The following is a 26,495-nucleotide window of genomic DNA, read 5'->3' as shown; positions in this document are numbered from 1 at the left end:
CGATAATCGCCGCCTGATCGTTCTCCGGACTGGCCCCATGCCCCAGCTCTCCGTCGTCGTCCCCGTGTTCAACGAGCGCGACAACATCCCGCCGCTGCTTGCCGAAATCGCCGCTGCACTGCGCGGCAGGTTCGACTACGAAGTGGTGTACGTCGATGACGATTCCAGCGACGACAGTCGTGCCGTGCTGAATGCGCAGAAGGCGCAGCATCCCGAGTTGCGCGTATTGCACCACGTCACCCGCAGCGGCCAGAGCACGGCGGTGTGGAACGGCGTGCGCGCGGCACGCGGCACGTGGATCGCCACGCTGGACGGCGACGGCCAGAACGATCCCGCCGATATTCCGAAACTGCTGGCTGCGCGCGATGCTGCTGCGTCCGAAGTGAAACTGTTCGCCGGCTGGCGGACCACACGGCGCGACAGCTTCAACAAGCGCATCTCCTCGAAGATCGCCAACGCGGTGCGCTCGCGCATGCTCAAGGACGCCACGCCGGACACGGGTTGCGGGCTCAAGCTGTTCGAACGCGAGGTATTCCTGCGTCTGCCCTACTTCGACCACATGCATCGTTACCTGCCTGCGCTGGTGAAGCGCGCCGGCTTCCAGAGCACAAGCGTGCCGGTGGGTCATCGTCCGCGTACCGCGGGCGTCTCCAAGTACGGCATGCTCGACCGCCTGTGGGTGGGCTTGGCCGACTTGCGCGGTGTGGCCTGGCTGATGCGCCGAGGCAAGGTCACCAGGATCGAAGAGCTCTGATCCGGATCACGCCCGTGTGATGGCGCGGGCGTATGCTGGCACGCATTCCCCTGCGGGAGATGCGTGCATGAGCATCGCCGTGAAACGTGTCTATGAGCCGCCGGCCAAGTCCGACGGCTACCGCGTGCTGGTCGACCGTCTATGGCCGCGCGGCCTGAAGAAAGACGATGTGCCGCTGGCCTTGTGGGCCAAGGAGCTCGCGCCTTCGACCGCCTTGCGCCAGTGGTTTGGCCATGATCCCGCGCGCTGGGAAGGTTTCCGCCAGCGTTACGCCGGCGAGCTGGACAAGCGCGCCGAACACTGGCGCCCGCTGGCCGAGCACGCCGCGAAACATCCCGTCACCCTGCTCTACGGCGCCCGTGACGAAGAACACAACAACGCGGTGGTGCTGAAGTCGTATCTGGAGAACTGGTTGCGCACGCACGGGCCGCGTTGAACTTCTGCACCGGCTTTCGCCGTCCAGGCCCAGGCAGGAATGGCGGCAAAAAGCATTTGCCGCAGGCTGTGCCCATGCAGGAAGGTGTCAGCGGCGCGGCCAATGCGCCAATGCCTCGCGCGCCTGTTGTCGGCCCAGTTCGATCAATTCACGGGCGCGGTAGAACTCGTAGGGGTTGGCCATGTTGCGCGGCAACTGGATCAGCAGGTCCGGTTCGTAGGCAGAGAGACGCAGCCGTGCGAGATTGGCCTGCATCAGATCCATCGCCTGCGTGAGCAGTTCCAGCGCTCCCGGCTCGCGTGGCGTTTCGTTGCCACCGGAGCGCGTCATCAGGCGGCTGATGAAGGCACCAACGCGCTGGCGATAGCCAGGTGCGTCGGTGCCTTCCACTTCCTCGGCCGGCGGAGCGGGCGAGGTTTCGATGGCCAACCCGTCCACGCTCACCGCCACCAGGTAGTCCGCCGCCTCGCGGATCAGCGGTGTCACGGGCACGGGATTGAGCAGGCCACCGTCCACCAGTCGGCGCCCGCCGATGTGGTGTGGCCGGAACACGGTGGGTATGGCGATGGAAGCGCGGATCGCATCGAACAGCGGGCCGCGCGACAGCCACACTTCACGCTCGCGGTCGATGTCCACCGCCACTGCGGTGAAGGCCAGCGGCAGTTCCTCGATCAACACGTCGCCGACTAGGGCGCGCAGGGTCTCGATGATCTTCTCGCCCTTGATGAGGCCGCCGCCGGAGAAGGTCCAATCCACCAGCCTGAGCACGTCGAACTTCGCCAGCGAACATACCCAGTCGCGGTACACCGCGAGCTTGCCCGTCGCATGGATGCCGCCGATCAGGGCGCCCATCGAGCTGCCGGCGATGGCGGCGATGTGGTAGCCCTGTGCTTCCAGTTCCTCGATCACGCCGATGTGCGCGAGGCCCTTGGCGCCACCTGCACCCAACGCCAGCCCCACGGTGGGTCGTCGCGCGGTGCCGGAGGCCTCGATGGATAGCGGGGTGTTCATGCCTACATTCTGCGCCGCCTGCGGTGAATGCGTCATGCGGTTTTGCGCTCGCGCCGCCGTCGCGTAGCATGCGGGTGAAGCCGCTGGGGATGAACCGATGCAGACACCGCCGCCGATCGCACGAACCGGAGCCTGCGCATGAGCTGGCAGGCCTGGGCGGTGGTGGCCATCATCGCGGTGGCGATGACGTTGTTCGCCAGCGAGAAGCTGCGCGTCGACCTGGTGGCCTTGCTGACGCTCGCCGCACTAGTGGTGCTGGGCATCGTCAGCCCGGGCGAGGCCTTGTCGGGCTTCAGCAATGAAGCCACGGTGACGGTGGCGGCGATGTTCGCGCTCAGCATCGGCATCGAGCGTTCGGGCGTGCTGGAACCCTTGAGCCGATTGTTGATGCGCATCCGTCAGCCATGGCTGCTCACGCTCACCATGATGCTGGCTATCGCGCCGCTGGGCGCGTTCGTGAAGAACATCGCCCTGGTCGCCACCTTCCTGCCGCTGGCGCTGCGCGTATGCCAGCGCACCGGCACTTCGCCCGCGCGCGTGCTGATGCCGATGGCCTACGCCGCGCAGATGGGCGGTGTGTGCACGCTGATCGGCACCTCGTCCAATCTGCTGGTTGATTCGCTGGCGCAGAAGAACGGCCTGCCCGGCTTCGGCGTGTTCGAGTTCACTGGCATGGGCATGCTGCTGGCAGTGGCCGGCATCACCTACCTGATGCTGGTGGGGCGCTGGCTGCTGCCGCGCCATATCGAGGCGGACGACATCGAGGAAGTGGAGATCGGCAAATACGTCACCGAGCTGGCGCTGACCGCGCAATCGCCGCTGGTGGGCAAGAGCATCGGCGAGGCGCAACTGGGTGAGCGTTACGGCGTGTATCCGTTGGAACTGCTGCGCGGCGAACGGCGCATGTGGTCGCCGCGTTCGCAGCAGATGGAGATGGACGACGTGTTGCTGGTGCGCGGCGACTGGGAAAAGATCGAGGACTTCCAGCGCAGCGCGCACCTCACCAACGTGCCGGAAAGCCGCTATGTGCGCGACGCCAACCATCCGCGCGTGCTCGCCGAGATCATGGTGGCCCCCGCCAGTCTCGCCGAAGGTCGCCGGCTGGACGAAACAGACCTTGGCCGGCGCCCCGAGGCGGCAGTGCTGGCGATTCATCGCCGCGGTCAGGTGCTGCGAGAAAAGCTCAGCGACACCAGCCTTGCGGTAGGCGACGTGCTGCTGGTGTTGGTCGACGAGGACGGCATGTCGCGACTGCGCGGCGACGACGCTTTCATCGTGCTCAGCGAGCGCGACGACTCGCGCCGCATGTCGCGCAAGGCCATCGTGGCGGCGGCAATCATGGCCGGCGTGGTGGTGGTGTCCGGCCTGCGCTGGTTGCCGATACCGGTGGCCGCGATCTGCGGCGCGGCGATGATGGCGCTCACCGGCTGCTTCGGCCGCAAGGACGTCTACGAAGGCATGGACTGGAAGATCATCGTGCTGCTCGGCGCGATCCTGCCGCTGGGCACCGCCATCGAGAAAACCGGCCTCTCGCACGCCGTGGTGCACGCAGGCATCAACCTCATCGGCAACCACGGCCCGCTCGCCGTGCTGATGATGGTGTACCTGCTCACCGCCCTGCTCACCGAGTTGATGGGCCACAACCCGTCCGTGGTGCTGATGGTGGGCATCGCCACCAGCGTGGCCCACGCCATACACGCCGATCCGCGCCCCTTCGTGGTGGCCGTGGCCTTCGCTGCCGCCACCTCCTTTGCCACACCGGTCGGTTACCCCACCAACACCATGGTGTATTACGCCGGCGGCTACCGCTTCACCGACTTCATGAAGGTGGGCATACCCCTGATCGCGCTGTTCTGTGCGTTGTCGATGTGGCTGATACCGCGATTCTGGCCGTTTTATCCCGGCTGAGCCAGCCAGCCGGGATGCTGCGGTTGGAGCCGGTTCTTACTTCGGCTCGCTCTTGATCGCGTGGCCGCCGAACTCATTGCGCATCGCCGACAGCAGCTTGTCGGTGAACGAATCGGTGTCGCGCGAACGCAGGCGCTCGATCAGCGAGGCGGTGATGATGGGGGCTGGCACGTCGAGGTCGATGGCTTCGCTCACGGTCCAGCGGCCTTCGCCGGAATCGACCACGTAGGGTGCGATGCCGTCCATGGTCGGGTTCTTGCCCAGCGCATCGGTGGTGAGGTCGAGCAGCCAGGAACGCACCACGCTGCCGTAGCGCCAGATCTCGCCGATCTGGTGCAGGTCGAGGTCGAATTCCTTCTTGTGGCCGAGGATGGAGAAGCCTTCGGCATAGGCCTGCATCAGGCCGTATTCGATGCCGTTGTGGATCATCTTCGTGAAGTGGCCGGAACCCACCGGGCCGACGCGGCCCCAGCCCTTGTCGGCGGCGGGCGCCAGCGACTCGAAGATGGGGGCGAGGGTCCCCACAGTCTTCTCGTCGCCGCCCACCATCATGCTGTAGCCCTCCTTGAGGCCCCAGATGCCGCCGCTGGTGCCGGAGTCCACGTAGCCCAGACCGTGCCCGGCATAAAGCTCGGCACGGCGCATCGTGTCCTTGTAGTTGGAGTTGCCGCCATCGATGACGATGTCGCCCTTTGAGAGCAGCGGCAGCAGCGCGTTGACGGTATCGTCGGTGACCTTGCCCGAGGGCACCATCAGCCACAGCACGCGTGGCGCGGGCAGCGCCTGCACCAGCGCTGCCAACGAGTCGGCACCCGCCACGCCCTTGTCCGCCACCGCCTTGCGCGCGTCGGCGCTGGGGTCGTAGCCGGTGACCTTGTGGCCGCCCCGCACCAGCCGTTCCGCCATGTTGGCGCCCATCTTGCCCAGACCGATCATGCCGAGTTGCATCGCTTGTTCCTCTGATTCAACAAAAGACGTTTGGTATAGACGCATCGCCGCACATGTGCCGTGAACGTGCCGGCGTTGCTGCATGCATCATGCTGCGCCGCGCTCATTGTCGTAAGGGCTGGGCCGGTTATCGGCAGACCAGCGCTTGTACTGCCACTGGTATTGGGCAAAAGCGAGCCCGATGCACGATTCCACACCGCGGTTGAGCGCGGTGCAGGCGGTGGCGAGGTCGGCGTCGGCCAGCCCATCCGGCGCGGGCAGGATGTGGATGCGGTAGCCGGCGCCTCGCGGCAGGCGTTCGGCGAAGGCGTACAGCACGGTGGCGCCGGTGCGTGCGGCGAGCCGCGGCAGCAGCACCATGGTCAACGCGTCGCGACCGAAGAACGGGGCGAATTCGCCCTCGCCCGCGCGCGGCTTCTGGTCGGGCAGGATGCCCACCGTGCCACCGGCGGCGAGCCGCTTGTACAACGTACGCACACCCGCGCCTTCGGCGCGAACCTGCTCCGGGGCCAGCGCGCCGCGCACCTTGCGCAGCAAGCCTTCCACTGCGGCGATGCGCGGCGGCCGGTACAGGATCGCCATCGGCGTCTTGCGGCACAGCCAGTAGTTGAGCAGCTCCCAGCAGCCGAGGTGCGGCGCGGCGATGATGACTCCCTTGCCCTCCGCCAGCGCGGTGTCGAACAGCGCCTCGCCGTGTACCTCGCGCACCAGCCGCAGCGAATGCTCGGCATCGCTGCCCCAGATCTTGATGATCTCGGTGGCCGACTTGCCGCTCTCGGCCAGCGCCTCGCGCAACAGCAGAGCACGCGAGGCTTCATCCAGACCGGGGCGGGCAATGGCGAGATTCACCGCCACATGGTGCGCAGTGCGCGTGCGCCGCCACAGCGCGAAACGGCCCAACAAGGCGCCCGCGGCATGCAATGCGCGCAACGGCAGCAGGGCGAGCAGGCGCAGCAGCAGGTAGATCAGGAACATGTCGGCACGCATCCGACCAGTGTACGGGATCGCTGGGCTTCCACCCGCGGAAAGGCGCGCTATCCTGCGCATTCCGCTCGCCAATGAGTCGCCATGATCGCCCTGATCCAGCGTGTGCTCTCCGCCCGTGTCGAGGTCGCGGGCGAAACCGTGGGTGCCGTCGGCCCCGGCCTGCTCGCCCTGGTGGCGGTGGAGCCGCACGACGGCGAGCGCGAGGCGCAGCGCATGCTGCAACGCCTGCTCGGCTACCGCGTGTTCGGCGACGCCGCCGGCAAGATGAACCGCTCACTGGCTGATACCGGCGGCGACCTGCTGCTGGTGAGCCAGTTCACCCTCGCCGCCGATACCCGTTCCGGCATGCGGCCCAGCTTCACCAGCGCGGCCGCTCCCGAGCATGGCCGGCACTGGTTCGAACATCTGGTGGAGCTGGCGCGCGCCGCGCATCCGAGGGTGGAAACCGGGCGCTTCGGTGCCCATATGGTGGTCAGCCTGGTGAATGACGGGCCGGTGACCTTCCGGCTCGACACGGGCTGAATGCCTTTTACGTCATGTGCTATGCAAACCCGCGATCTGGCGCGATTTTTGCGTCCCGTTCGGCGAATTTTTCCAGCTTGAAAACTGGTCAAAAAAGCAGCATATCGCTATAATGTCCGGTTCTTGAACCCTGCGGCGGTCGGTTAATGAACAACAAAGTCCACGAGCAACAGTCCGAAATCAAGGCGCTGATCGCCAAGGGTCTTGAGCAGGGCTACCTGACGTACGCCGAGATCAACGACCACCTGCCCGACGACATCGTCGATGCGGAGCAGATCGAAGACATCATGGCCGTGCTCAAGGGCGTGGGCATCGAGGTGCACGACGCCGCGCCGGATGCCGACCCGCTGGCCGACAACGCCCCGGGCACCGGTACCGACGACGAGGCCGCAGCCGAAGAAGCCGTCGCCCTGCTTTCCGCCGTCGACGCCGAGGTGGGCCGCACCACCGACCCGGTGCGCATGTACATGCGCGAGATGGGCACGGTGGAACTGCTCACCCGCGAGGGCGAGATCGCCATCGCCAAGCGCATCGAGGAAGGCCTCGCCCAGGTGCAGACCGCGCTGGCCAGCTTCCCGCTGACCATCGAACTGCTGTTGGAGGAATACGATCAGCACCTCGACGGCAAGCGCCGCCTCAGCGAAATCCTCGCCGGTTTCCTCGACCTGGAAGCCGCCGCCGATGCCGCACGTCTGGAGGCCGAGGAAGCCGCGGCCGCGGCCGCCGAAGACGGCGAGGGCGAAGGCGACGAGGACGACGCGGAAGAGGGCGCCTCCGAGGACGAGGAAGCCGGCACCAGCGGCCCCGACCCGGAAGAGGTCAAGCGCCGCATGGAGTTGTTGCGCGACCACTACGGCAAGTTCCAGAAGGCCGCGCCCAAGGCCGCCGGCATCACCGACAAGAAGATCGTCAAGCTGCGCGACCAGATGGCGGAGGAGTTCCTCAAGCTCAAGCTGCCTAGCGCGCTGATCGACGGCTTCGTCAAGAAGCTGCGCGAAGTGGTGGGCGACATCCGCCATCACGAGCGCGTGCTGATGGAGATCTTCGTCAAGCAGGTGAAGATGCCCAAGGCCGAGTTCCTCAAGGCCTTCCCTAGCAACGAAGGCAACCCCGAGTGGGCCGCCGAGCTGGGCCGCAAGCGCCAGAAGTGGTCGCCCAACATCAAGACCCATCGCGAGGTGATCGACGCCGAGCAGGAGAAGCTGGCCGCCATCGAGCAGAAGCTGTTCCTGCCGCTCACCGACATCAAGGAAATCAATCGCGCGATGGCTTCCGGCGAAGCCAAGGCGCGCCGCGCCAAGAAGGAAATGGTGGAGGCCAACCTGCGCCTCGTCATCTCCATCGCTAAGAAGTACACCAACCGCGGCCTGCAGTTCCTCGACCTGATCCAGGAAGGCAACATCGGCCTGATGAAGGCCGTGGACAAGTTCGAATATCGCCGCGGCTACAAGTTCTCGACTTATGCCACCTGGTGGATCCGCCAGGCGATCACCCGCTCGATCGCCGACCAGGCGCGCACCATCCGCATCCCGGTGCACATGATCGAGACGATCAACAAGCTCAACCGCATTTCCCGCCAGATGCTCCAGCAGTACGGCCGCGAGGCCACGCCGGAGGAGCTGGCCAAGGAAATGGACATGCCCGAGGACAAGATCCGCAAGGTGTTGAAGATCGCCAAGGAACCGATCTCGATGGAAACGCCCATCGGCGACGACGAGGATTCCCACCTCGGCGATTTCATCGAGGACAGCAATGCGTCCTCGCCGATCGACTCGGCCACCGAGACCGGCCTGATGGAAACCGTGCGTGACGTGCTCGCGGGCCTCACCCCGCGCGAGGCCAAGGTGCTGCGCATGCGCTTCGGCATCGACATGAACACCGACCACACGCTGGAAGAAGTCGGCAAGCAGTTCGACGTCACCCGCGAGCGCATCCGCCAGATCGAAGCCAAGGCGCTGCGCAAGCTGCGCCACCCCAGCCGCTCCGAGCAGCTGCGCTCCTTCCTCGACGTGGATTGATTCCGCGGCACAAAGGCAGTGCAACGACAACGGCCGCGCAAGCGGCCGTTGCCGCATCCGGCCCGCGCTCAGCCCATGTCGTAGAAGAACTGCTCGCTGACTACCTTGCCGTCGCGCACGTGGTACACGCAGATCTCGGACATCTGCTCGCGGCTGCGGCCCTTGAATGTCACATCCATCGACATGGCCACGCTGAACCAGTTGCCGGTCACCAGCGGATCGCTGACGGTGCCGCCATGCATGGTCTCCACCCTCGCGGCGAACTGCCGCCCCTTCTCGTAGATCGCTTCCAACCCCTTCGCGTCGCCCATCGCACCTGCCGGCGCGCCCGGCATCTCGATGCTCACGGCATCCTGCGCATACAGCTCCTGCTGCGCCAGTTCGTACTCGCCCTTGCGGCACAGTTCGACCAGTCGCTTCGCCACGGCTTCGGTATTCATGCGGGAGTCTCCACAGGGATGGGACTGCCAGACTATGCCCATCCGCTGACAGCGTGCTGTCAGCAGCCTCATCCGCTCGACGCCCGCGCCGCCCGTCGTTACCATGCTGGACTGCGCTAAGCAGCCACTACGGGCCTATAGCTCAACGGTTAGAGCAGGGGACTCATAATCCCTTGGTTCCAGGTTCGAATCCTGGTGGGCCCAGATCTACTTTCCAAGCCAGTCTTCCAACTGCCTCAGCACCTGGGTGCGGCCGGGCTCGGCTTCGTTGAACAACTCGTGGTAGAGCGCTGCGAAGTAGCGCGTGGTGAGTTGTTTCGTGCGCGCCGCGACGGCAGCAAAGTCGCGGCTGCCGGCGGCATCCACCAGTGCGTCGTCGCCAGCTACCAACAGCAGAGTGGGCACTTCCAGGCGACCGGCGTCGGCGATGCAGGACGCGCCGGCGCGAAAGATGAAGTCGGCGAGGCGCGGGCTGACGCGGTCGTGGCATAGCGGATCGTTGCGGTACGCGGCCACCACCTGCGGATCGTGACTCAGGCGCTCCAGCTCGAGTCCGTTGCGCAGGTGCAGGCCGGGCAGCAGGTGCGCCAGCGTTGCGGCAAGCCGTTGCAGGCCCGGCGAGGCATGGCTGCGCAACGCGGGCGAGGAGAGCACCAGCGCTTTCGGTGTGATGCGTTCGTCGAGCACGGCGCGCAAGGCCACCAGGCCGCCCATGCTGTGGCCGAGCAACAGCGGTGCGATGCCCAGCGTGCGTGCATAGTCCGCGTGCACCACGGCGAGATCGGCGAGCAGATCGTCGGGATGGCTGAGCACGCCGCGCGGCCCCGGACTTTCGCCGTGGCCACGCTGGTCGTAGCTGCGCACCGTGTAGCCGCGTGTGTTGAACCAGCGCGCAAGCGCCTCGTAGCGCCCGGCGTGCTCGCCCAGCCCATGCACGATCAACACGCCGCCGCGTCGCGCTTGCGGCAGCGGCCAGTCGTGCAGGCGCAGCGGCTGGCCGTCGGGCATCTCCAGCGATGCCGTTGCGCCTGCCATCGTGCTCAGTGTTCCGTCACTTGCAGGTCCTTCGTGAGCAGATCGAGCTTGCCCTTCATGAAGTCCTGGGATTGCGTGCCCGCCGTACCGTAGAGAGCGCTGTACAGCACCGTGGGCGGCTGCTTGTCGGCAGCCGTCGGGGCTATCACGGTGACGATCTTCATCAGGTCGTCCTGGGAGCTCGCCACCGCATTGTAGGGATACTGGCGTTCCGACAATTTCTTCCAGCGGCTGGTCATGTCGTCGTCCAACCCGTCCGGCGGCGCGATGAAGCGCTGGACGTTGACGCGGTCGTGGTCATCGGAAGCGGTGTCCTTCCAAACCTCCACGTCGCCCACGTCCCACGTCGGTGCCTTGCCGTCGGTGAAGAAGCGGAGGCCCAGCCACAGCAGGTTGTCCGGCCCGATCGATTGCAACGAGGAAGGGTAGGAGAACGCCACCCGCTGCGAGGCATAGCTGAAGCGCTGACCATAACCATAGTCGATGTGGATGTTGCGGAAGGCTGCCGGCTGCAGCGCCGGATTGCCGAGGAAATCCTTCCACTGCGCCAGCGTGCCCTCGTAGGTGAGGTATACGAAACTGCTGAGTTCGTCGAAGTCCAGACGCGTGTCGTGCAAGCCAGCGGGCGGCACGAAGCGCACCAGCATCACGCAACCGTTCGGCGTCGGCAGCGTATAGGTCGCCACGAGAGTGTTGGCGTAGGGCAGCGGCCAGACAGCGATGCGCCACGGGCGCTGCCAGCGGTCGACATGAGTTGCTTCGAGTGTCGGCTTGCCCAGCGAGGTGATCTTGATCTTCTCGCTACCCACCGAGCGCTGGAACAAGCCGGCACGCGCCAGCAGATCCATGCGCGTCTTCGCATCGCCGTAGAACTTTGCCGCGTCGAGTCCGTCGGGACGGCGTATGTGGACCAGGCCGTTGTGCCCGGCTCCACCGACGCGTACATAGCCTTTGCTGTCCAACTCGAAGTAGCGCGACTGGGTGTCCGTGCGGCCCCACTGGCCGTCACTGCCACGCACGATCAACGAGGGGAACCCGCTGAATGTCGTCTGCTCGTGCAGCAGGCGCGCCGAGCCGGCACCGTTCGGGAACAGATTGGCGGATTCGCGATCCAGCAGTGCCTTCTGCTGTTTGTCCTCGTTCGCATCGAAGCGCGTCTGGTAGTCGCGGTAGAAATCGCCAAGGCTCTCGGGCAACGCAAACTGCGTCTTGAATTCGTCGTTCTGTACCGTGTCGAACAGGTCGATCTGGTAGCCGGTGCGCGTGTCGATCACAGCCTTGCCATCCGGCGCGTCCTGCACGTCGCGGATCGGCAGCGCGTAGTTGAGGTTCTCGTTGGCCGACTTCATCAGCACCACGCCGATGACCTTGCCGTCCTGGTCCAGCAGCGGACCGCCGCTGTTGCCGGGCGAGGCGGCGGCGGAGAAACGCATCCACTTCCACGCTCCGTCCTGTTCTTCCGGAGTGTCGGAGGTGTACAGGCCGTCGCGTATCACCACGCCGGTGCCCAGCGCGTTGCCTACCGCGTAGACAACCTGATTGAGTGCAGGCGTGCGGTCGATCTCCAGCGCCGCGTCGCCCGCCGGTTGCTGCGCCAGCGTGAACACCACGAAATCCTGGCGCAGCGAAAACTTCTCGATCTTGGCGATCGGGTAGACATGGCCGGCACCGTCGCGCAGCTCGGGCGGTCCCCACAGGCTGTTCATGCCGACCATCAGCACGTGGCCCGCCGTGACGTAGCGGCCATGGCCGATCGCGAAGGCGGTGCCGATGGAGTAGTACTTGTCGGTGCGCTCCTGGTAGGGCAGCAGATCCAGCGGCAGCGGTTTCTCGTAGGTCAGCGGATCATTGACCGGCTTGGCCTGCACCACCTCGAAGGTGGCGGCCTGGATCTTCGGCAGCAACGCGGCATCGAGGCTCGCTGCCTGCACCGTCGTTGCGCCGATCCCCGAGAGCAGCATCAGCATGCCGATCCGGCCGAGAAGGCGGATCGTCCATTCGCACCAGGTACGCATACGTTTCCTTCGCATGATCGCGCGGCCTGCGGACTCCCCTCGGCATCCTCGCGGGCGGCAGCGATGCGCATCTTGGCATGCCGGCGCACCGTCGTGCATGGCGATTTGCGGGCAGCGCGGTGGGCGTAGAATCGGGCGTTCCCACCGCCTCACGCCCAGCTTGCATGCATGCGGATGCTTCGCCGTTGAATGGATTCCACCCCGCCGTCGCCGCGTGGTTCGAGGGCCGCTTCGACGCGCCCACTTCGGCACAGGCGCAGGCGTGGCCGAGGATCCGCGACGGCGGCCACGTGCTGGTAGCCGCGCCCACCGGCTCGGGCAAGACGCTCACCGCCTTCCTCGCTGCACTCGACGCACTGGTGCGCGAGGGTGTGGCGAACGGGGGCGCGTTGCCGGACGAGACGCGGGTGGTCTATGTGTCTCCGCTGAAGGCGCTGTCCAACGATATCCACGTCAACCTGGAAGAGCCGCTGGAAGGCATCCGTGCCGAGTTGGAAAAGCAGGCCCTGCCCGAAGTGGCCATCCGCACGGCTGTACGCACCGGCGACACGCCGCAGGCCGAGCGCGCCTGGATGCGCAAGACCCCCCCGCACATCCTCGTCACCACGCCGGAATCGCTGTACATCCTGCTTGGCTCGGCTTCCGGCCGCGAAATGCTGAAAAGCACGCGCAGCGTGATTGTGGACGAGATCCATGCCGTCGCCGGCAGCAAGCGCGGCGCGCACCTGGCACTCACGCTGGAACGGCTGGAGTCGCTGTGCCAGCGGCGCCTGCAGCGCATCGGCCTGTCGGCGACGCAGAAACCGATCGAGGAAGTGGCGCGGTTCCTGGTCGGCGCTGCAATCGCTCCCTCTCCCCTTTGGGGAGAGGGTTGGGGTGAGGGAGCACTCTCGCCTCGACCTTTATCAGGGCCGGCTCTTGGGAAGGCTGCCGCAAGCACCCGCCCCTCATCCAGCCCTTCGGGCCACCTTCTCCCCGTCGGGGAGAAGGAAAAGCCGCGCTGTACCATCATCGACACGGGCCACGTGCGGAAGCGCGACCTGGCCCTGGAACTCCCGCCTCTGCCGCTGGAAGCGGTGATGTCCAACGATGCGTGGGAGCTGGTCTACAACCGCCTCGCCCAATTGGTGCAGGCGCATCGCACCACCTTGGTGTTCGTCAATACGCGGCGGCTGGCCGAGCGCGCGGCGCGGCATCTCTCCGAACGGTTGGGCAAGGAGGCGGTCGCCGCGCATCACGGCAGCCTCGCCAAGGAACAGCGCCTCGATGCAGAGCAGCGGCTGAAGCGCGGCGAGTTGTCGGTGCTGGTCGCGACGGCCTCGCTGGAGCTGGGCATCGACATCGGCGACGTGGACCTGGTCTGCCAGCTTGGTTCGCCGCGATCCATCGCCGCCTTCCTGCAGCGCGCGGGCCGTTCCGGCCATCATGTCGGCGGTACGCCGAAGGCGCGCCTGTTCCCCACCACGCGCGATGACCTGGTGGAATGCGCCGCCCTGCTCGACGCCGTACGCCGGGGCGAGCTCGACGCCCTGGTGCAGCCACCGCAACCGCTGGACGTGCTGGCGCAGCAACTCGTGGCCGAAGTGGCCTGCCGCGAATGGGATGAAGATGCGTTGTACGCGCTGGTGCGTGGCGCCTATCCCTACCGCGCCCTGGCACGTGCGGACTTCGATGCGGTGATACGCATGCTGGCGGAAGGCTTCACCACCCGCCGCGGCGCACGGGCCGCCTACCTGCATCGCGATGCCGTGCATCGCCAGGTGCGCGCGCGGCGCGGCGCACGGCTGGTCGCGCTCACCTCCGGCGGCGCGATCCCGGACACCGCCGACTACCTCGTGGTGCTGGAACCACAAGGCGCCGTGGTTGGCTCGGTGCACGAGGATTTCGCGGTCGAAAGCCTGGCCGGCGACATCTTCCAGCTTGGCAACACCAGCTACCGCATCCTGCGCGTGGAACGCGACCGCCTGCGCGTGGAAGACGCCCACGGCGTGCCACCCAGCATCCCGTTCTGGCTGGGCGAAGCGCCGGGACGCACGGATGAACTCTCGTTTGCGGTATCGCGTCTGCGCGAGGAATTGGAGGCGCAACTCGACGAGGGTGGCCAGCAGCAGGCGCTGGCATGGCTGCGCGCCGAACCGGGCCTGGGCGAAGCCGCCGCGCAGCAGCTGGTCGATTACTTCGCCTCGGCCAAGGCTGCGCTGGGTGTGCTGCCCACGCAATCGACCCTGGTGTTCGAGCGCTTCTTCGACGAGTCCGGCGGCACGCAGCTGGTGATCCACGCGCCGTTCGGCAGCCGCATCAACCGCGCATGGGGCCTGGCCCTGCGCAAGCGCTTCTGCCGCCAGTTCAATTTCGAGTTGCAGGCTGCGGCGACCGAAGACGCCATCGTGCTTTCGCTCTCCACCAGTCACAGCTTTCCGCTGGAAGAGGTGGCGCGCTACCTGCACTCGAACAGCGCCGAGCATGTGCTGGTCCAGGCCTTGCTCGACGCGCCACTGTTTCCCGCACGCTGGCGCTGGAACGCCGTGACCGCGCTGGCGCTGCCGCGCTTCGCCGGCGGCAAGAAAGTGCCGCCGCAATTGCAGCGCATGCGCAGCGAGGACCTGCTCGCCGCGGTGTTCCCCGATCAGGTGGCCTGTCTCGAAAACATCGTCGGCGAGCGCCAGATTCCCGATCACCCGCTGGTGGCGCAGACCCTGCACGACTGCCTGCGCGAGGCGATGGACGTGGATGGCCTGCTGCGCTTGCTGCGGCAACTGGAAAGCGGCGACATCCGCCTCGTGGCGCGCGACCTGGCAGCGCCCAGCCCGCTCGCTGGAGCGGTGCTCAACGCGGCACCTTACGCCTTCCTCGACGATGCGCCGCTGGAAGAGCGCCGCACCCGCGCCGTGCGGCAAGGCGAGCCCGTGAACGCCGGGGATCTCGGCCGACTCGACCCCGACGCCATTGCCGCCGTGCGCGCCGAGGCGTGGCCCGAAGTGCGCAGCACCGACGAAATGCACGAGGCATTGGATGCGCTGGGTGGCATCACAGTGCACGAGGCCACGGCGAACGAAGGTTGGAGCGACCGGCTGCATGCGCTGGCACGCAACCAGCGCGCCACGCGACTTGCCATCGCGCCTCAAGGCGTCTGGGTCACCGCCGAAAAACTCCCGCTGTGGCAGGCGGTGCATCCGGCAGTCCCACTGCAACCCGTCATTGCCGCGCCCACCGAATACGCCGCGCAAAGCTGGACGCGCGAAGACGCACTGCGCGAACTGGTTCGTGGCCGGCTGCTCGGCCTCGGGCCGGTCACCGTCGAAACCTTGGCCACGCCATTGGGCGTGTCGCCTGCCGACGTGGAAGCCGCGTTGCTGCGCCTGCAGGGCGAGGGTTACGTGATCCAGGGCCGTTTCGATTCCGCCGTCGGGACAACGGAGTGGTGCGAGCGCCATCTGCTGGCGCGCATCCACCGCTACACGCTGGGCCGGCTGCGGCGCGAGATCGAGCCGGTGAGCCGCCGCCAGCTGCTGCGCTTCCTGCTGGACTGGCAGCACGCCAGTCCAGCCACGCAACTGCGCGGCCCGGATGCGCTGCCGGCTGTGCTGGCGCAACTCGAAGGCTACGAGGCGGCGGCCGGCGCGTGGGAGACGGAGATCCTGCCCGCGCGCATCGCCGATTACTCGGCCGCCTGGCTGGACGAGCTGTGCCGTTCCGGCCGCACGGGGTGGAGCCGCCTGCGCTCGGGCGGCGGCAGCGGCCCGGTACGCGCCACACCCATCGTGTTGTTGCCGCGCAGGCAAATGGCCGTCTGGACGTCCGTCGCGCGGGAAGCCTCGCCACAGCAAAGCCTGCTGTCCTCGCGCGCCCAGGCGGTGGCCGACGCGCTGCAACAGCACGGCGCGCTGTTCTTCGATGAGCTGCAATCCATCGCTCATCTGCTGCGCACCGAGCTGGAGGATGCGCTGGGCGAACTGGTCGCCGCCGGCCGCATCAGTGCGGACAGCTTCGCGGGCCTGCGTGCCCTGCTGCTGCCCGCGGCCAAGCGCGAGGCGCCGCGGCATCGGCGCTTGCGGCGGCACGTGTTTGGCGGCATCGAGGATGCCGGGCGCTGGTCGCTGCTGCGCAGCATGCCGCCCCGTTCTTCCGCTGCAGGCAAGGACGGGAGCATCGACGCTGCGGCCCCTGGCGACGAGAGATCCGGGGTCACCGACATCCTTGCCGACGAGACCGTCGAGCATGTGGCCCGGACTCTGCTCAGCCGCTACGGCGTGGTGTTCTGGCAACTTCTTGAGCGCGAGGCGCCATGGCTGCCTTCGTGGCGCGAGCTGTTGCGCGTGTACCGGCGGCTGGAAGCACGCGGCGAGATTCGCGGCGGCCGTTTCGTGGAAGGTCTGGTGGGCGAACAGTTCGCGCTGCCCGAAGCGATCGCGCCGCTGCGGGCCATTCGCCAACGCGCGGAAGATGGCGAGCTGGCCGTGGTGGGCGGTTGCGACCCGCTGAATCTGGTCGGCAGCGTGCTGGCCGGCGACAAGGTGCCTGCCGTGCCTGGCTCGCGCGTGCTTTATCGCGATGGCGTGCCGCTCGCCGCACACATCTCGGGCAAGTTCGTGCCGCTCGTCGAACTCTCCGCTGCCGAAACGCAAACGGCGCGGCAGGCATTGCAATTGCGCAGAAAATAGAACGCCTGCTGCTGCTGGCAGGAGGCGGTTCGTACGCGAAGCATTTTGTTGTCTGCTATGGGGCTCCCCACGTGCCTGGGAGGCGGAAGGTATCAAGGCGTGCCGGTTTCCAGCGACACATGTCCCACGCCATACAGCGGCCCGTCGACCGGCGTGGCATACGCCATGCACAGGCTGTGCGCACCGCTTGGGGCAGCCAGTTTCGCATCCAGCTTGAACTTGCTGGGGCTGTGCGCGGGGTCGGGCAGCGGCATGCGGGCGAGCACTGCGCCGTCGCAGCTGTCGGCATGCACCACCAGTTCGCCGAAAAGCGTGTCGTGCGGACGCTCCACCACCAGCTTCGCATCGCCGGCCAGGGCGTAGTTGCGCACCAGGCGCACCGCATCCACGTGGATGGCGGTGACGCCGTCCATCAGCGTGGCGGGGAACATCTGGCAATTGTCGAAGATGTTCACCGCGTACACCGGCTGTGTACTGGTGGCGTCCGGCGTGGGCTGCAGGCGCAGGCGGAAGTCGCTGCCGGCGCAGTTGGCCAGCTCGGTGCCGGACAGGCTGAGCAGGGCGGCACGGTCCAGCGTGCGCGTGCGTGCCATGGCGAGTGCGCTGCCATCGGTGGCGAAGCTGCTGGCGCGGACGATAGCCGGCAGCGTCACGTTGAACGGCGTGCGGTAGAGCGGCGAAGCTGGCGTGGGCTCGCTGCTGTCCAGCGTGTAATGGATCGCACCGAAGCCGGCCTGGTCCGACAGCGTCACCGTGGCCTTGCCGGTAGCCAGCGCCACGTTGCGGTCGGTGGCGATGTCCACGGCGAAGGAGCTGTCGGCGACGGCGACGTGCTGCTCGCGCTGGCGCCCGAGCTCTGCCGGGAGGCGCTCAAGGAAACGATGCCAGTCGTTCGTGGCGACCGGTGACCATGCCACTTCGGCCAGCGCATCCAGCCGCGGGAAAGTGGTGTGTTCCACCAGCTCCATGGTCGGCAGGTGCTCGGTCCAGACGTTGGCCTGCACGCCCAGCACGTGCTTTGCCTGGGCCGGGCCCAGCACGTCGGGTACGGCCTGGAAGGCGTAGACGTCCTTCAGCGATTCCACGCCGAGGCGGCCGGCGTATTCGTCCGGCAGGTCGCCCTGCACGTGATCGAAGTACAGGTCGGGCGACGGCGACATCACCACGTCGTGGCCGAGCAACGAGGCCTTGATCGCCCCATCGATGCCGCGCCACGACATCACCGCGGCGTCGGTGGGCACGTTGTCGCCTTCGAGGATCTCGTCCCAGCCGATCAGCTTGCGGTGGTGCTTTTCGAGGTACTGGCCGATGCGCCCGATGAACCAACCCTGCAAGGCGTCCTCATCGGTGATGCCGAGCTGGCGCATTTTCGCCTGCACCGCAGGCGAGGACTTCCACTGGTTCTTGATCGCCTCGTCGCCGCCCACGTGAATGTATTGCGAGGGGAACAGCGCCATCACCTCGTCGAGCACGTTGTCGATGAAGGTGAAGGTGTCGTCGTCGACGTTGTACAGCCAGGGGTTCACGCCCCAGTCGACGGACACCTGCGGGCGCTGGCCGGTCACGCCGATTTTCGGATACGACGCCACCGCCGCCTGTGCATGGCCGGGCATGTCGATCTCGGGGACGATGGTGACGTGGCGCGCGGCGGCATAGGCCACCACGGCGCGGATCTGGTCTTGCGTATAGAAGCCGCCGTAGCGTTGCGGCTCGCCGTCCTTGCCGGCGTCGGGCGGCGTGCGCCATGCGCCGATGCGGGTGAGTTCGGGATAGCGCTTGATCTCGATGCGCCAGCCCTGATCGTCGGTGAGGTGCCAGTGCAGTACGTCGAGCTTGAGCTGGGCCATCTGGTCGATCAGCTTCTCGACCTCGGGCACGCTCTGGAAGTGGCGGCCGGAGTCCAGCATCAGGCCGCGCCAGGCGAAGCGTGGCCAATCGCGGATGGAAAGCGTGGGTACGTCCACCGTGCCTTGCTTCGCGTCGGGTGCCAGCAACTGGGCGAGTGTGATCGCACCATGGAACAGGCCGGCATCGTCGCGCGCCGTGAGGCGGATGCCTTGTGCCGTGACGTCGAGCGCATAACCTTCCGCCTGCACCACCGGCGCCTGCGGATCGCGCAGCAGCACGATGGCGTGCGCAGCCTTGTCGTCGCCGGCGATGCGCAGCTGCAGGCCGCGCGTGCGCGCCACGAGGTCGATCAGGTAGCCCGCGGTCTGTCTGGTTGCGGCGTCATGGCTGGCGAGCACGACAGGCGTACCGGCATCCACGGCAAAGCTGCCGCGCTGCAAGGAGAGTTGCGCCGGCAGCGGAATCAGGGAGGGCGTTGCCGCATCGTCAGCAAGCGTCGCATGCAAGGGCAACACAGCCAGCGCGGACAGCAGGCAGGCGCGTTGCAGCCAGGTTCGACGATTCATCGGCATCTCCTGTGGGGTGGCCCAGCATGCCATCGCGGGATCGGACCGGACAAAGTGTTCCGGGAGCGACATGGCATTGCGCCGGCGATGGCCCGAAGGGCGACGGCATGGATATGTGGTGGCAAAAAGACGGGCCCGCAAAATGAAGCCGGGCCCGTTCGGGGAGAGTGCGGGCCGTCCGTGGCCCGCCGAATGTCGCGGTAAAGCGGTGGATCAGAACTTGAAGTTCGCCGTCAGGTAGTACTGGCGACCGTTCTGGTAGAACGCCTCGGGCACCTTGCCGAAGCCCAGGCCGGCCTGGTAGCCATAGTCGTAGTAGCGCAGCTTCGGGTTGTTGAGGTTCATCGCGTCGAACGAGAAGCTCACGTTGTCGTTGAGCGTGTAGCCCAGCGAGAACGACAGGTAACCCGTGCCGGCCTGGTAGTACGGCAGCAGCGGCATGGTGTTCGACTGGCCCGTGACCGCATTGGACAGCGTGCCCGCCTGCACCGGCATCATGCCGTCGTAGAACGAGGAGCGGTACGTGTAGTTGATGCGCGCGTTCCACTGCTTGTCTTCATAGAACGCCGACAGGTTGACGGTGTCGCGCGAGGTGCCGTACAGCGGGCGGCTGCCCGCGGCCACGTTGTTCGCGAAGGTACCGTCCGCGTTGTACAGGTAGGTGCCGCCCGAGGAATGACCGTTGGCATAGGTGTAGCTGACCTGCGTGCCATAGTGATCGCCGATCGGCTGCACCCAGTTCAACTCCACGCCCTTCAGCGTGCCGTCGACGTTCACCGGCTGGCTGATCAGGTACTGGCTGAAGATCGGCGCGCCGCTGGGGTTGTTCGTCTTGTTGAAAGTCAGGTAGCTGTTGAGGTACGTGCGGGTGACCGTGCCGTAGTCGTAGTAGTTGTTGAGATCCATCTGGTACACGCTGGCCGACAACAGACCACGCGGCGCGAAGTACCACTCCAGCGAAGCGTCGAAGTTGGTGGAGATCAGCGGCTTCAGCTCGGGATTCGGGCCGAGGCCCGCACCCATGGAACCCGCCTTCTCCGGATCGCTCAGCGTCAGGAAGCCGGCCAATTGGCCGTAATCCTGGCGGGTCAGCGTCTGCGAGGCGGCGAAACGTGCGATCAGGCTGCCATCGCTGTTGAGGTTGTACTTCAAGTTGAAGCTGGGCAGCGCCTTGGTGTAGTGGGCCTTGTAGAAGTTCCAGTACCAGCCGCCCGTGCCGGTGGTGGCGTCGCACGGATACCACGGCGAATTGCAGTACGGCCCGATGACGTCGGCCTGCTGCGCCGAACCCGCGGTGTAGCCGATGTTCTCGTCCGTGCCCACCATGCGCACGCCAGCGTTGCCGCTCCAATTGGTGCCGGCGAAGTTGACCTGGAAGTAGGCGGCCTTGTTCGTCTCCGTCATCTGGTAGATGTCGTTCGGATAGAAGCGCGAGGCCGGACCGTAGCTGGCGCGATCAGCGTAGGTAGAGTCCAACTGGGCCAGCTGCGAGGGCGTCCAGTACCAGACGCTGCCGAGGCCGCTGGACAAGGGGTTGGTATAGCTCTGGGTGCTGGCCGGCCACAGGGTGGAGTTCGGGGTGAAGTTGATGGCCGAAGCCCAGTTGGGCCCCTGGCTGATCGCGAACAGGCTGTTATGCGTGTGGCGCGAATCGCGGACGCCGAACTGCAGCGAGGACAGCGCGCCGGCATCGTCGAAATCGAACTCGCCGTCAGCCTGGAACCAATTCTCCTTGTCCACGACATGGATGCCCTGGTCGCCGAAGATCCAGTCCAGTCCCACGGTAGCCGGGTTGTAGGTGCCGTTGTTGCCACCCAGCGACACGCCCATCGGCGAGCTCAGGCCGTTCATCGAATAGCTGGAGGACGCGCCGTAGCCGGTGTCCATCTCCATGATGTCTTGCACCGGCGTGTTGCCCGTGCCCTTGGTGGTGCCGAGCTGGAACTTGAAGTTCAGGTTCTGCGTGGCCTGCCAGGCGGCATCGAGGGTGACGTACTGGCTGGACTCGCTTTCGTCCGGACGCGAGATCATGTCGTAGATGCCCTGCGACAGGCCCGGCGCACCCGCCAGCGTTGCGCTGCTGAGGACATTGCCGTCGATCGTATAGTTGGACAGCGTGCTGGTCGGCACGCGATCACGCAGGCGCAGCATGTAATTGCGGTTGTAGTCGGTCGCGTTCAGGTGGGAATAGAACCCATCGAGGTTGATGGTCAGGTTGTCCACCGGCTTCCACTCGAGGTCGATCGAAGCGCCCTTGCGCTTGCGCTCCTGAGTGAACAGCGCCGAACCCGGCAGGTTGGGGTAGAACACGCCCGTGCTGCCCGAGGCATTGTTGGGCAGGCCGAGCTGCTTGGCAGCCGCCGAACCGGTGGGGATGTACGAGTAGCCCAGCATTTCCTGGCCGTCGCGCTGCAGTTCGCGATCCTCGTAGAAGACCTGAGCCAGCACGCCGAAGCTGCTGTCGTCGTTCTTCCAGTTGACCAGGCCGTTGAACTGCGGCTTGGTGCTGCTTGGCAGGCTGGAATACACGCCGCCTACGCTGGCTTCGGCGGTGAACGGCTTGGAGAACTCCAGCGGCTTGCGCGTGATGATGTCGATGGTGCCGGCGGCGCCGCCTTCGAGCAGGCTGGCCTCGGAGGTCTTGTGCACCACCACCTGGCTGACGATTTCCGACGGCAACATGGCGTAGCTGACGCTGCGCGTACCGCCACCGCCGGTGATGAACCAGTCGCCCGAGCCGATGTTGTGGCCGTCCACCGTGGTCAGGGTGAGCGAAGGCGCGCTGCCGCGCAGACTGGCGCGGTCGGCTTCGTCGAAGCCGCCTTCGGCACCCGCTGCGTCGGAGATGTTCACGCCGGGCAACTGGGCGATGGTGTCGGCCACGTTCTTGGCCGGCAGCTTGCCGATGTCGGTGGCGGAAACCACCTCGACGTGCGAGTCGGCGGCCTGCTTGGTGTCGAGCGACAGGGCCTCGCTGTTGCGGATGCCGGTGACGGTGACGGTGGAGAGCTGCTTCACCTTGTCCGGCTTGCCGGCATTCGCGGTGGAGCCGGTTGAGCCGGTGTTCGTGTTTTGGGTGCTGTCCTGCGCATACGCGCCGACGGACAGGCACAGGCCGGCGACGATGCTCGCGGCGAGCAGTGTCTTGCGATGGTTCATGGGGCCTCCCCTCAGAGGTTGGATCGGTTGATGTAACCGTGGTTGTTGGCTTGCGTGGTGCGGTATTCGGCGCCGTCTCGCTAGAGCGGCGGCATGGTTCGTTCTCCCTGCCGTTCCTCCAGAAACCAGCCGGCGGCGCCGATGACACCAAGCTGGCCGTGCTCAATCAGTCGAACAGGAACTTTCTGCAGCCAGGCGCGCATCACGCCCTTGTTGAAATAGCGCTCGGCGAAACTGCTGGCGCGCAGGAAGCCATGGATCTGCGGCAGGATGCCGCCGGCGAGGAACACGCCGCCGCTGGCGCCGTACAGCATCGCAAGGTCGCCGGTGAAGCTGCCGAGCAGGCCGCAGAACACCTGCAGCGTTTCCAGCGCGGCGGCATCGTGGCCGGCCAGCGCCGCGCCGGTGATTTCGGCCGGCGTCATCAGCGACACCGGACAGCCGCGCAGCTCGCACAGCGCGTGGTAGAGGTTGAGCAGGCCAGGGCCGGAGAGCACGTCCTCGCAGGAGACGTAGGCGCGGCCACGTGCCAGCACGCGCAGGATCTCGACTTCGCGCTCGTTGCCGGGCGCCAGCGCAATCTGGCCCGCTTCGGTGGGGAGCACCTGCGCATGGCCGGCAGCGCGCGGCAGCAGCACGGCCGAACCCAGCCCCGTGCCCGGCCCCATCACCAGCACCGGGCCGTGCGGCGCAGACGTGGCGGTGTCGATCACCGGCAGCGTTTCGTCCATGCCCAGGAATTGCGTGGCCCAGGCGACCGCCTCGAAATCGTTGATGACTTCCAACTGTGCCAGCTTGAGCAGCTCGCGCAGCGCACCGATGGACACCGGCCAGGGCAGGTTCTCGTTGACGATGCTGTCGTCCAGCACTACGCCGGCGCTGGCCACCACGCAGCGGCGCACGCGCGCTGCCAGTTCGGCATAGCCGGCAGCCGGCAATTGCGCCATGAAATCGCGCAGCACGCTGCCGAGGTCGGCCCAGTCGGCACAGTGGTAGCGGTGGTAATGCAGCACGCTAACCGGATGCCGCTCGGCGGGCGTGCCGACCATCAGGCCGATGCGCGCGTGGGTGCCGCCGACATCCGCGGCGAGGAACGGCTCGCTGCGGTCATGCACGCCATCCGGCGCCGACGATCGCGGCACCGGCTGGGCGACATGGCGCTGGCTGGCGAACTCTCCCACGTGGATTCCCCCCTTGTCCGCTGCGGCCAACCGGCGCGGCACGCGCTGAGCGCGAGGCCGTCGGAAGGCAAGTGCGGCGGAGTCTGGAATCGTCATGACAACGTTGTCAAGTGGATGTCCCGAAATTTTCATCACGGGGTGCATGGCCATGCAACATGACCGTTGGCAGGGTCTAAGACATTGGATCGATTTAAATTTTCCGGAGTGCCGGATTTTGACGTTTCGACCCTTGTTGTCCTGCAGCCGGGGAAACGAAAAGCACGGAGCAGCTGCGCTTCCTGCGCTCGAACGCTCTGTGTCCTGGACGAAGCGAAGAGCTCTTCGCTGCGAGCACCCTCTCGCGATAGGTTCGCCGCCTGATCCGGGTGGGGTTGAGGTGTCTACCGGTTGACAACGTTGTACTTTGCAGCCAATAAAGAGCGTTCTGGCGCCGCACGTACCGTTATGCTCACGGGCGTCTACGCCATTCCTCGGGGAGAGATTTCATGGCAAGCACGCAGGCGGCCGCGCCGTCCGGACATTCCTACATCGGGCCGATGATCATCATCGGCGTGCTGTTCTTCATCATGGGCTTCTTCACCTGGCTCAACGGGCCGCTGATCTCCTTCGTGAAGGTGGCTTTCACCCTTGACGACATCAACGCCTTCCTGGTGCCGTTCGCGTTCTATCTTTCCTACTTCGTGCTCGCGTTGCCCGCGGGCGCGGTGCTCAAGCGCACCGGCATGAAGCGCGGCATGGTGCTTGGCCTGTTCGTGATGGCCATCGGCGCAGCGCTGTTCGGCGCATTCGTGCGCATCCGCGTATATCCGGGTGCGCTGGCCGGCCTGTTCGTGATCGGTGCGGGCCTGTCGCTGCTGCAGACTGCGTCGAACCCCTACATCAGCATCCTCGGACCGATCGAAAGCGCGGCGCAGCGCATCGGCATCATGGGCATCTGCAACAAGATCGCCGGCGCGATAGCACCGCTGGCGTTCGGCGTGCTGGTGATGAAAGGCATCGACGCCTTCCTCGAAAAGGTCACCGCGATGCCCACCGGGCCGGAACGTGAAGCCCTGCTCAACGATTTCGCGGCGCGCGTGTTCTGGCCCTACATGGCCGTGGCTGGTCTGCTGGTGGTGATCGCGGTGGTGATCATTTTTTCCACCTTGCCGGAGATCAAGCCGGCTGGCGCCAACAGCGTAAGCTCGGTGGGCCACGCCAAGGGCGGCATCTTCAGCTTCCCGCACCTGTGGCTCGGTGTGCTGTGCCTGTTCCTGTACGTGGGGGTGGAAGTGATGGCGGGCGATGCCATCAACACCTATGGCCAGGGGTTCGGCCTGCCGCTGCAGGTAACTTCGCACTTCACCACCTACACGATGGTGGCGATGCTGGTGGGTTACCTGGTGGGTTCGGCGCTGATCCCGCGCGTGGTTTCGCAGCAACGCTACCTCGCGGTGTCGGCGGTGCTTGGCGTGCTGTTTGCGCTGGGCGCGTACGTCACGCATGGCTATGCGTCGGTGGCCTTCGTCGCCGCACTGGGTTTTGCCAACGCAATGATGTGGCCGGCGATCTTCCCGCTGGCGATCAAGGGACTGGGCAGCCACACGGAGCTCGGCTCGGCGCTGCTCATCATGGGCATCGTGGGTGGCGCGCTGCTGCCGCAGGCCTTCGTGCACCTGAAGCAGGTCATCGACTTCCAGCTGGCCTTCGTGATCGTGATCGTGCCGTGCTACCTGTACATCCTGTACTACGGCTTGCGCGGCCATCACGTAGGCCAGCAGGCAGGCTGAGGACGCATGCGGTTGCGTCACCGTCAGCTAGACTTTGCCGCACGTCGGCACGGCTTCATGGCCGTGCCTCGCGATGTTTCCCTGCACTGAGGACCCACGGTTGCGCAACGCCACCATCAAGGATGTAGCCGAACAGGCGGGCGTTTCGCTCAAGACCGTCTCGCGCGTCATCAACAACGAACCCTCGGTGCACGCGCGCACGCGGGAGAAAGTGCAGCGGGCGATCGAAGCGCTGGATTACCGGCCCGACCCTTCCGCGCGCAGCCTGCGCAGCACGCGCGCCTATGCGGTGGGCCTGGTGTACGACAACCCCAATGCGCACTACGTCATCAGCATGCAGAGCGGCGTGCTGGCGGCTTGCCGCGCCAACGGCTACGGCCTGCAGATCCATCCCTGCGATTCCACGTCCCCCCGATTGGCCGACGAACTGGTGTCGCTGGCCGCGCAGGCACGGCTGGCCGGCATGGTGCTGGCGCCGCCGATGTCGGAGAAGCCGGAACTGATCCGCAGACTCACGGCGGCGAAGATCCCGTTCATGCGCATCATCTCCGCACGCAAGGATCCGCAGGACGGCTATCCCTGCGTGTACGTGGACGACCGCGACGCGGCTTACGCGATCACCGAACACCTGATCCAGCTTGGCCATACGCGCATCGGGTTCCTGTGGGGCGGCCGCGACCACCGTTCCAGTCCCGAGCGCTACCAGGGCTACGAGGACGCGCTGAAGGACTACGGCATCGCGCTGGATCGCAAGCTGATCCTGCCCGGCGACTACTCCTTCGACGACGGCTTCCGTGGCGCGCGCAAGCTGCTGGCGCTGAAGGATCGCCCCACCGCGATCTTCGGCTCCAACGACGAGATCGCCGCCGGCGTGCTCGCCGCCGCGCACTCTGGCGGCATCAGCGTGCCGTGGGAGCTTTCCATCGCCGGCTTCGAGGACAGCCCATTCTCCAAGCAATCCTGGCCCGCGCTCACCACCGCGCGCCAGGCCACCGAGGAAATCGCCCATCACGCCGCACAGCGGCTGATCGGCAACCTGCAGCGCGAAGCCAACGGCGAGCCGCTGGAGGAAGGCAACGAGGGATTCAGCCCGGAACTGGTGGTGCGTGGTTCCACGGCTCCCTTGCGCGGAACGCCGGCTAAGCGCTGATCCCAGTCAGACAGCCGCGGCAGGTGCCCTGTAGACAGGCGGGTCTTGCCACGCGCAAGACGCGCCGATACGGTCCGCAAACGTCTC

General features: G+C 66.3%; 16 protein-coding genes, 1 tRNA gene and 1 pseudogene. 9 read left to right on the top strand and 9 right to left on the bottom strand.

The features are described from left to right. The first annotated feature begins 37 nt into the window (after positions 1–37). Both ISP25_RS13220 and ISP25_RS13215 read left to right on the top strand, forming a co-directional pair. Positions 38–754, top strand: coding sequence for a glycosyltransferase (locus tag ISP25_RS13220; protein WP_192159021.1), 717 nt, complete (start codon positions 38–40; stop codon positions 752–754). Between the two features lie 67 nt (positions 755–821). Continuing rightward, complete coding sequence (locus ISP25_RS13215) at positions 822–1,190, top strand: DUF488 domain-containing protein (RefSeq protein ID WP_192159019.1); 369 nt, start codon at positions 822–824, stop codon at positions 1,188–1,190. Positions 1,191–1,277: 87 nt separating this feature from the next. Here ISP25_RS13215 and ISP25_RS13210 read toward each other — a convergent pair whose 3' ends face one another. Further along, entirely contained in the window at positions 1,278–2,201 is a 924-nt protein-coding gene (locus tag ISP25_RS13210; protein WP_404616313.1) for a patatin-like phospholipase family protein, read from the bottom strand. 138 nt (positions 2,202–2,339) lie between these two features. Here ISP25_RS13210 and ISP25_RS13205 point away from each other — a divergent pair, with 138 nt between their 5' ends. Next, the gene (locus ISP25_RS13205) at positions 2,340–4,109 is read left to right on the top strand and encodes an SLC13 family permease (RefSeq protein WP_192159015.1); all 1,770 of its coding nucleotides are present in this window, start codon (positions 2,340–2,342) and stop codon (positions 4,107–4,109) included. A 36-nt stretch (positions 4,110–4,145) separates the two neighbouring features. On the opposite strand, the gene gnd is transcribed toward ISP25_RS13205, so the two are convergent. Together gnd and ISP25_RS13195 are read right to left on the bottom strand one after the other, a co-directional pair. Beyond that, positions 4,146–5,102, bottom strand: a complete 957-nt coding sequence (gene gnd / locus ISP25_RS13200) for a phosphogluconate dehydrogenase (NAD(+)-dependent, decarboxylating) (RefSeq protein WP_404614489.1) — start codon at positions 5,100–5,102, stop codon at positions 4,146–4,148. A 42-nt stretch (positions 5,103–5,144) separates the two neighbouring features. Beyond that, positions 5,145–6,044 (bottom strand): LpxL/LpxP family acyltransferase, encoded by a 900-nt coding sequence (locus tag ISP25_RS13195; protein ID WP_404614487.1) that lies wholly within the window; start codon positions 6,042–6,044, stop codon positions 5,145–5,147. A gap of 81 nt (positions 6,045–6,125) precedes the next feature. Here ISP25_RS13195 and dtd point away from each other — a divergent pair, with 81 nt between their 5' ends. Next, entirely contained in the window at positions 6,126–6,566 is a 441-nt protein-coding gene (gene dtd / locus ISP25_RS13190) for a D-aminoacyl-tRNA deacylase (RefSeq protein WP_404614485.1), read from the top strand. Positions 6,567–6,712: 146 nt separating this feature from the next. Then, a complete protein-coding gene (gene rpoD, locus ISP25_RS13185; protein ID WP_192159002.1) occupies positions 6,713–8,584 on the top strand; it encodes an RNA polymerase sigma factor RpoD in 1,872 nt (623 codons plus the stop codon). A 68-nt stretch (positions 8,585–8,652) separates the two neighbouring features. Here rpoD and ISP25_RS13180 read toward each other — a convergent pair whose 3' ends face one another. Next, on the bottom strand, positions 8,653–9,024 hold the full coding sequence (locus tag ISP25_RS13180) for a SnoaL-like domain-containing protein (RefSeq protein WP_404614483.1): 372 nt from the start codon (positions 9,022–9,024) through the stop codon (positions 8,653–8,655). 131 nt (positions 9,025–9,155) lie between these two features. Between ISP25_RS13180 and ISP25_RS13175 the strand changes: the two genes are divergently transcribed. Further along, positions 9,156–9,228 (top strand) — tRNA-Ile (locus tag ISP25_RS13175). Between the two features lie 3 nt (positions 9,229–9,231). Here the strand turns inward: ISP25_RS13175 and ISP25_RS13170 are convergent. Further along, positions 9,232–10,059: an alpha/beta hydrolase gene (locus ISP25_RS13170; protein WP_404614481.1), complete on the bottom strand. Its 828-nt coding sequence runs from the start codon at positions 10,057–10,059 to the stop codon at positions 9,232–9,234. A 5-nt stretch (positions 10,060–10,064) separates the two neighbouring features. Continuing rightward, positions 10,065–12,074 (bottom strand): S1 family peptidase, encoded by a 2,010-nt coding sequence (locus ISP25_RS13165; RefSeq protein WP_404614479.1) that lies wholly within the window; start codon positions 12,072–12,074, stop codon positions 10,065–10,067. 164 nt (positions 12,075–12,238) lie between these two features. Here ISP25_RS13165 and ISP25_RS13160 point away from each other — a divergent pair. Then, positions 12,239–16,717, top strand: a pseudogene (locus tag ISP25_RS13160) (DEAD/DEAH box helicase); the annotation flags it as partial. Positions 16,718–16,827: 110 nt separating this feature from the next. Here ISP25_RS13160 and ISP25_RS13155 read toward each other — a convergent pair. The 3 genes from ISP25_RS13155 to glk all read right to left on the bottom strand — a co-directional run bounded on the left by ISP25_RS13155 (position 16,828) and on the right by glk (position 23,489). Beyond that, the gene (locus ISP25_RS13155; RefSeq protein ID WP_404614477.1) at positions 16,828–19,149 is read right to left on the bottom strand and encodes a beta-N-acetylhexosaminidase; all 2,322 of its coding nucleotides are present in this window, start codon (positions 19,147–19,149) and stop codon (positions 16,828–16,830) included. A 213-nt stretch (positions 19,150–19,362) separates the two neighbouring features. Then, positions 19,363–22,308, bottom strand: coding sequence for a TonB-dependent receptor (locus ISP25_RS13150; protein WP_404614475.1), 2,946 nt, complete (start codon positions 22,306–22,308; stop codon positions 19,363–19,365). A gap of 80 nt (positions 22,309–22,388) precedes the next feature. Continuing rightward, positions 22,389–23,489: a glucokinase gene (gene glk / locus ISP25_RS13145; RefSeq protein ID WP_404614473.1), complete on the bottom strand. Its 1,101-nt coding sequence runs from the start codon at positions 23,487–23,489 to the stop codon at positions 22,389–22,391. Positions 23,490–23,974: 485 nt separating this feature from the next. Here glk and ISP25_RS13140 point away from each other — a divergent pair, with 485 nt between their 5' ends. Then, positions 23,975–25,258, top strand: coding sequence for a sugar MFS transporter (locus tag ISP25_RS13140; protein ID WP_404614471.1), 1,284 nt, complete (start codon positions 23,975–23,977; stop codon positions 25,256–25,258). Positions 25,259–25,358: 100 nt separating this feature from the next. Further along, the gene (locus ISP25_RS13135; RefSeq protein WP_192156043.1) at positions 25,359–26,408 is read left to right on the top strand and encodes a LacI family DNA-binding transcriptional regulator; all 1,050 of its coding nucleotides are present in this window, start codon (positions 25,359–25,361) and stop codon (positions 26,406–26,408) included. Positions 26,409–26,495: the final 87 nt, after the last annotated feature.

The sequence above is a fragment of the Rhodanobacter hydrolyticus genome, assembly GCF_044904645.1.
This window is presented reverse-complemented; position numbering and strand designations above follow the sequence as displayed.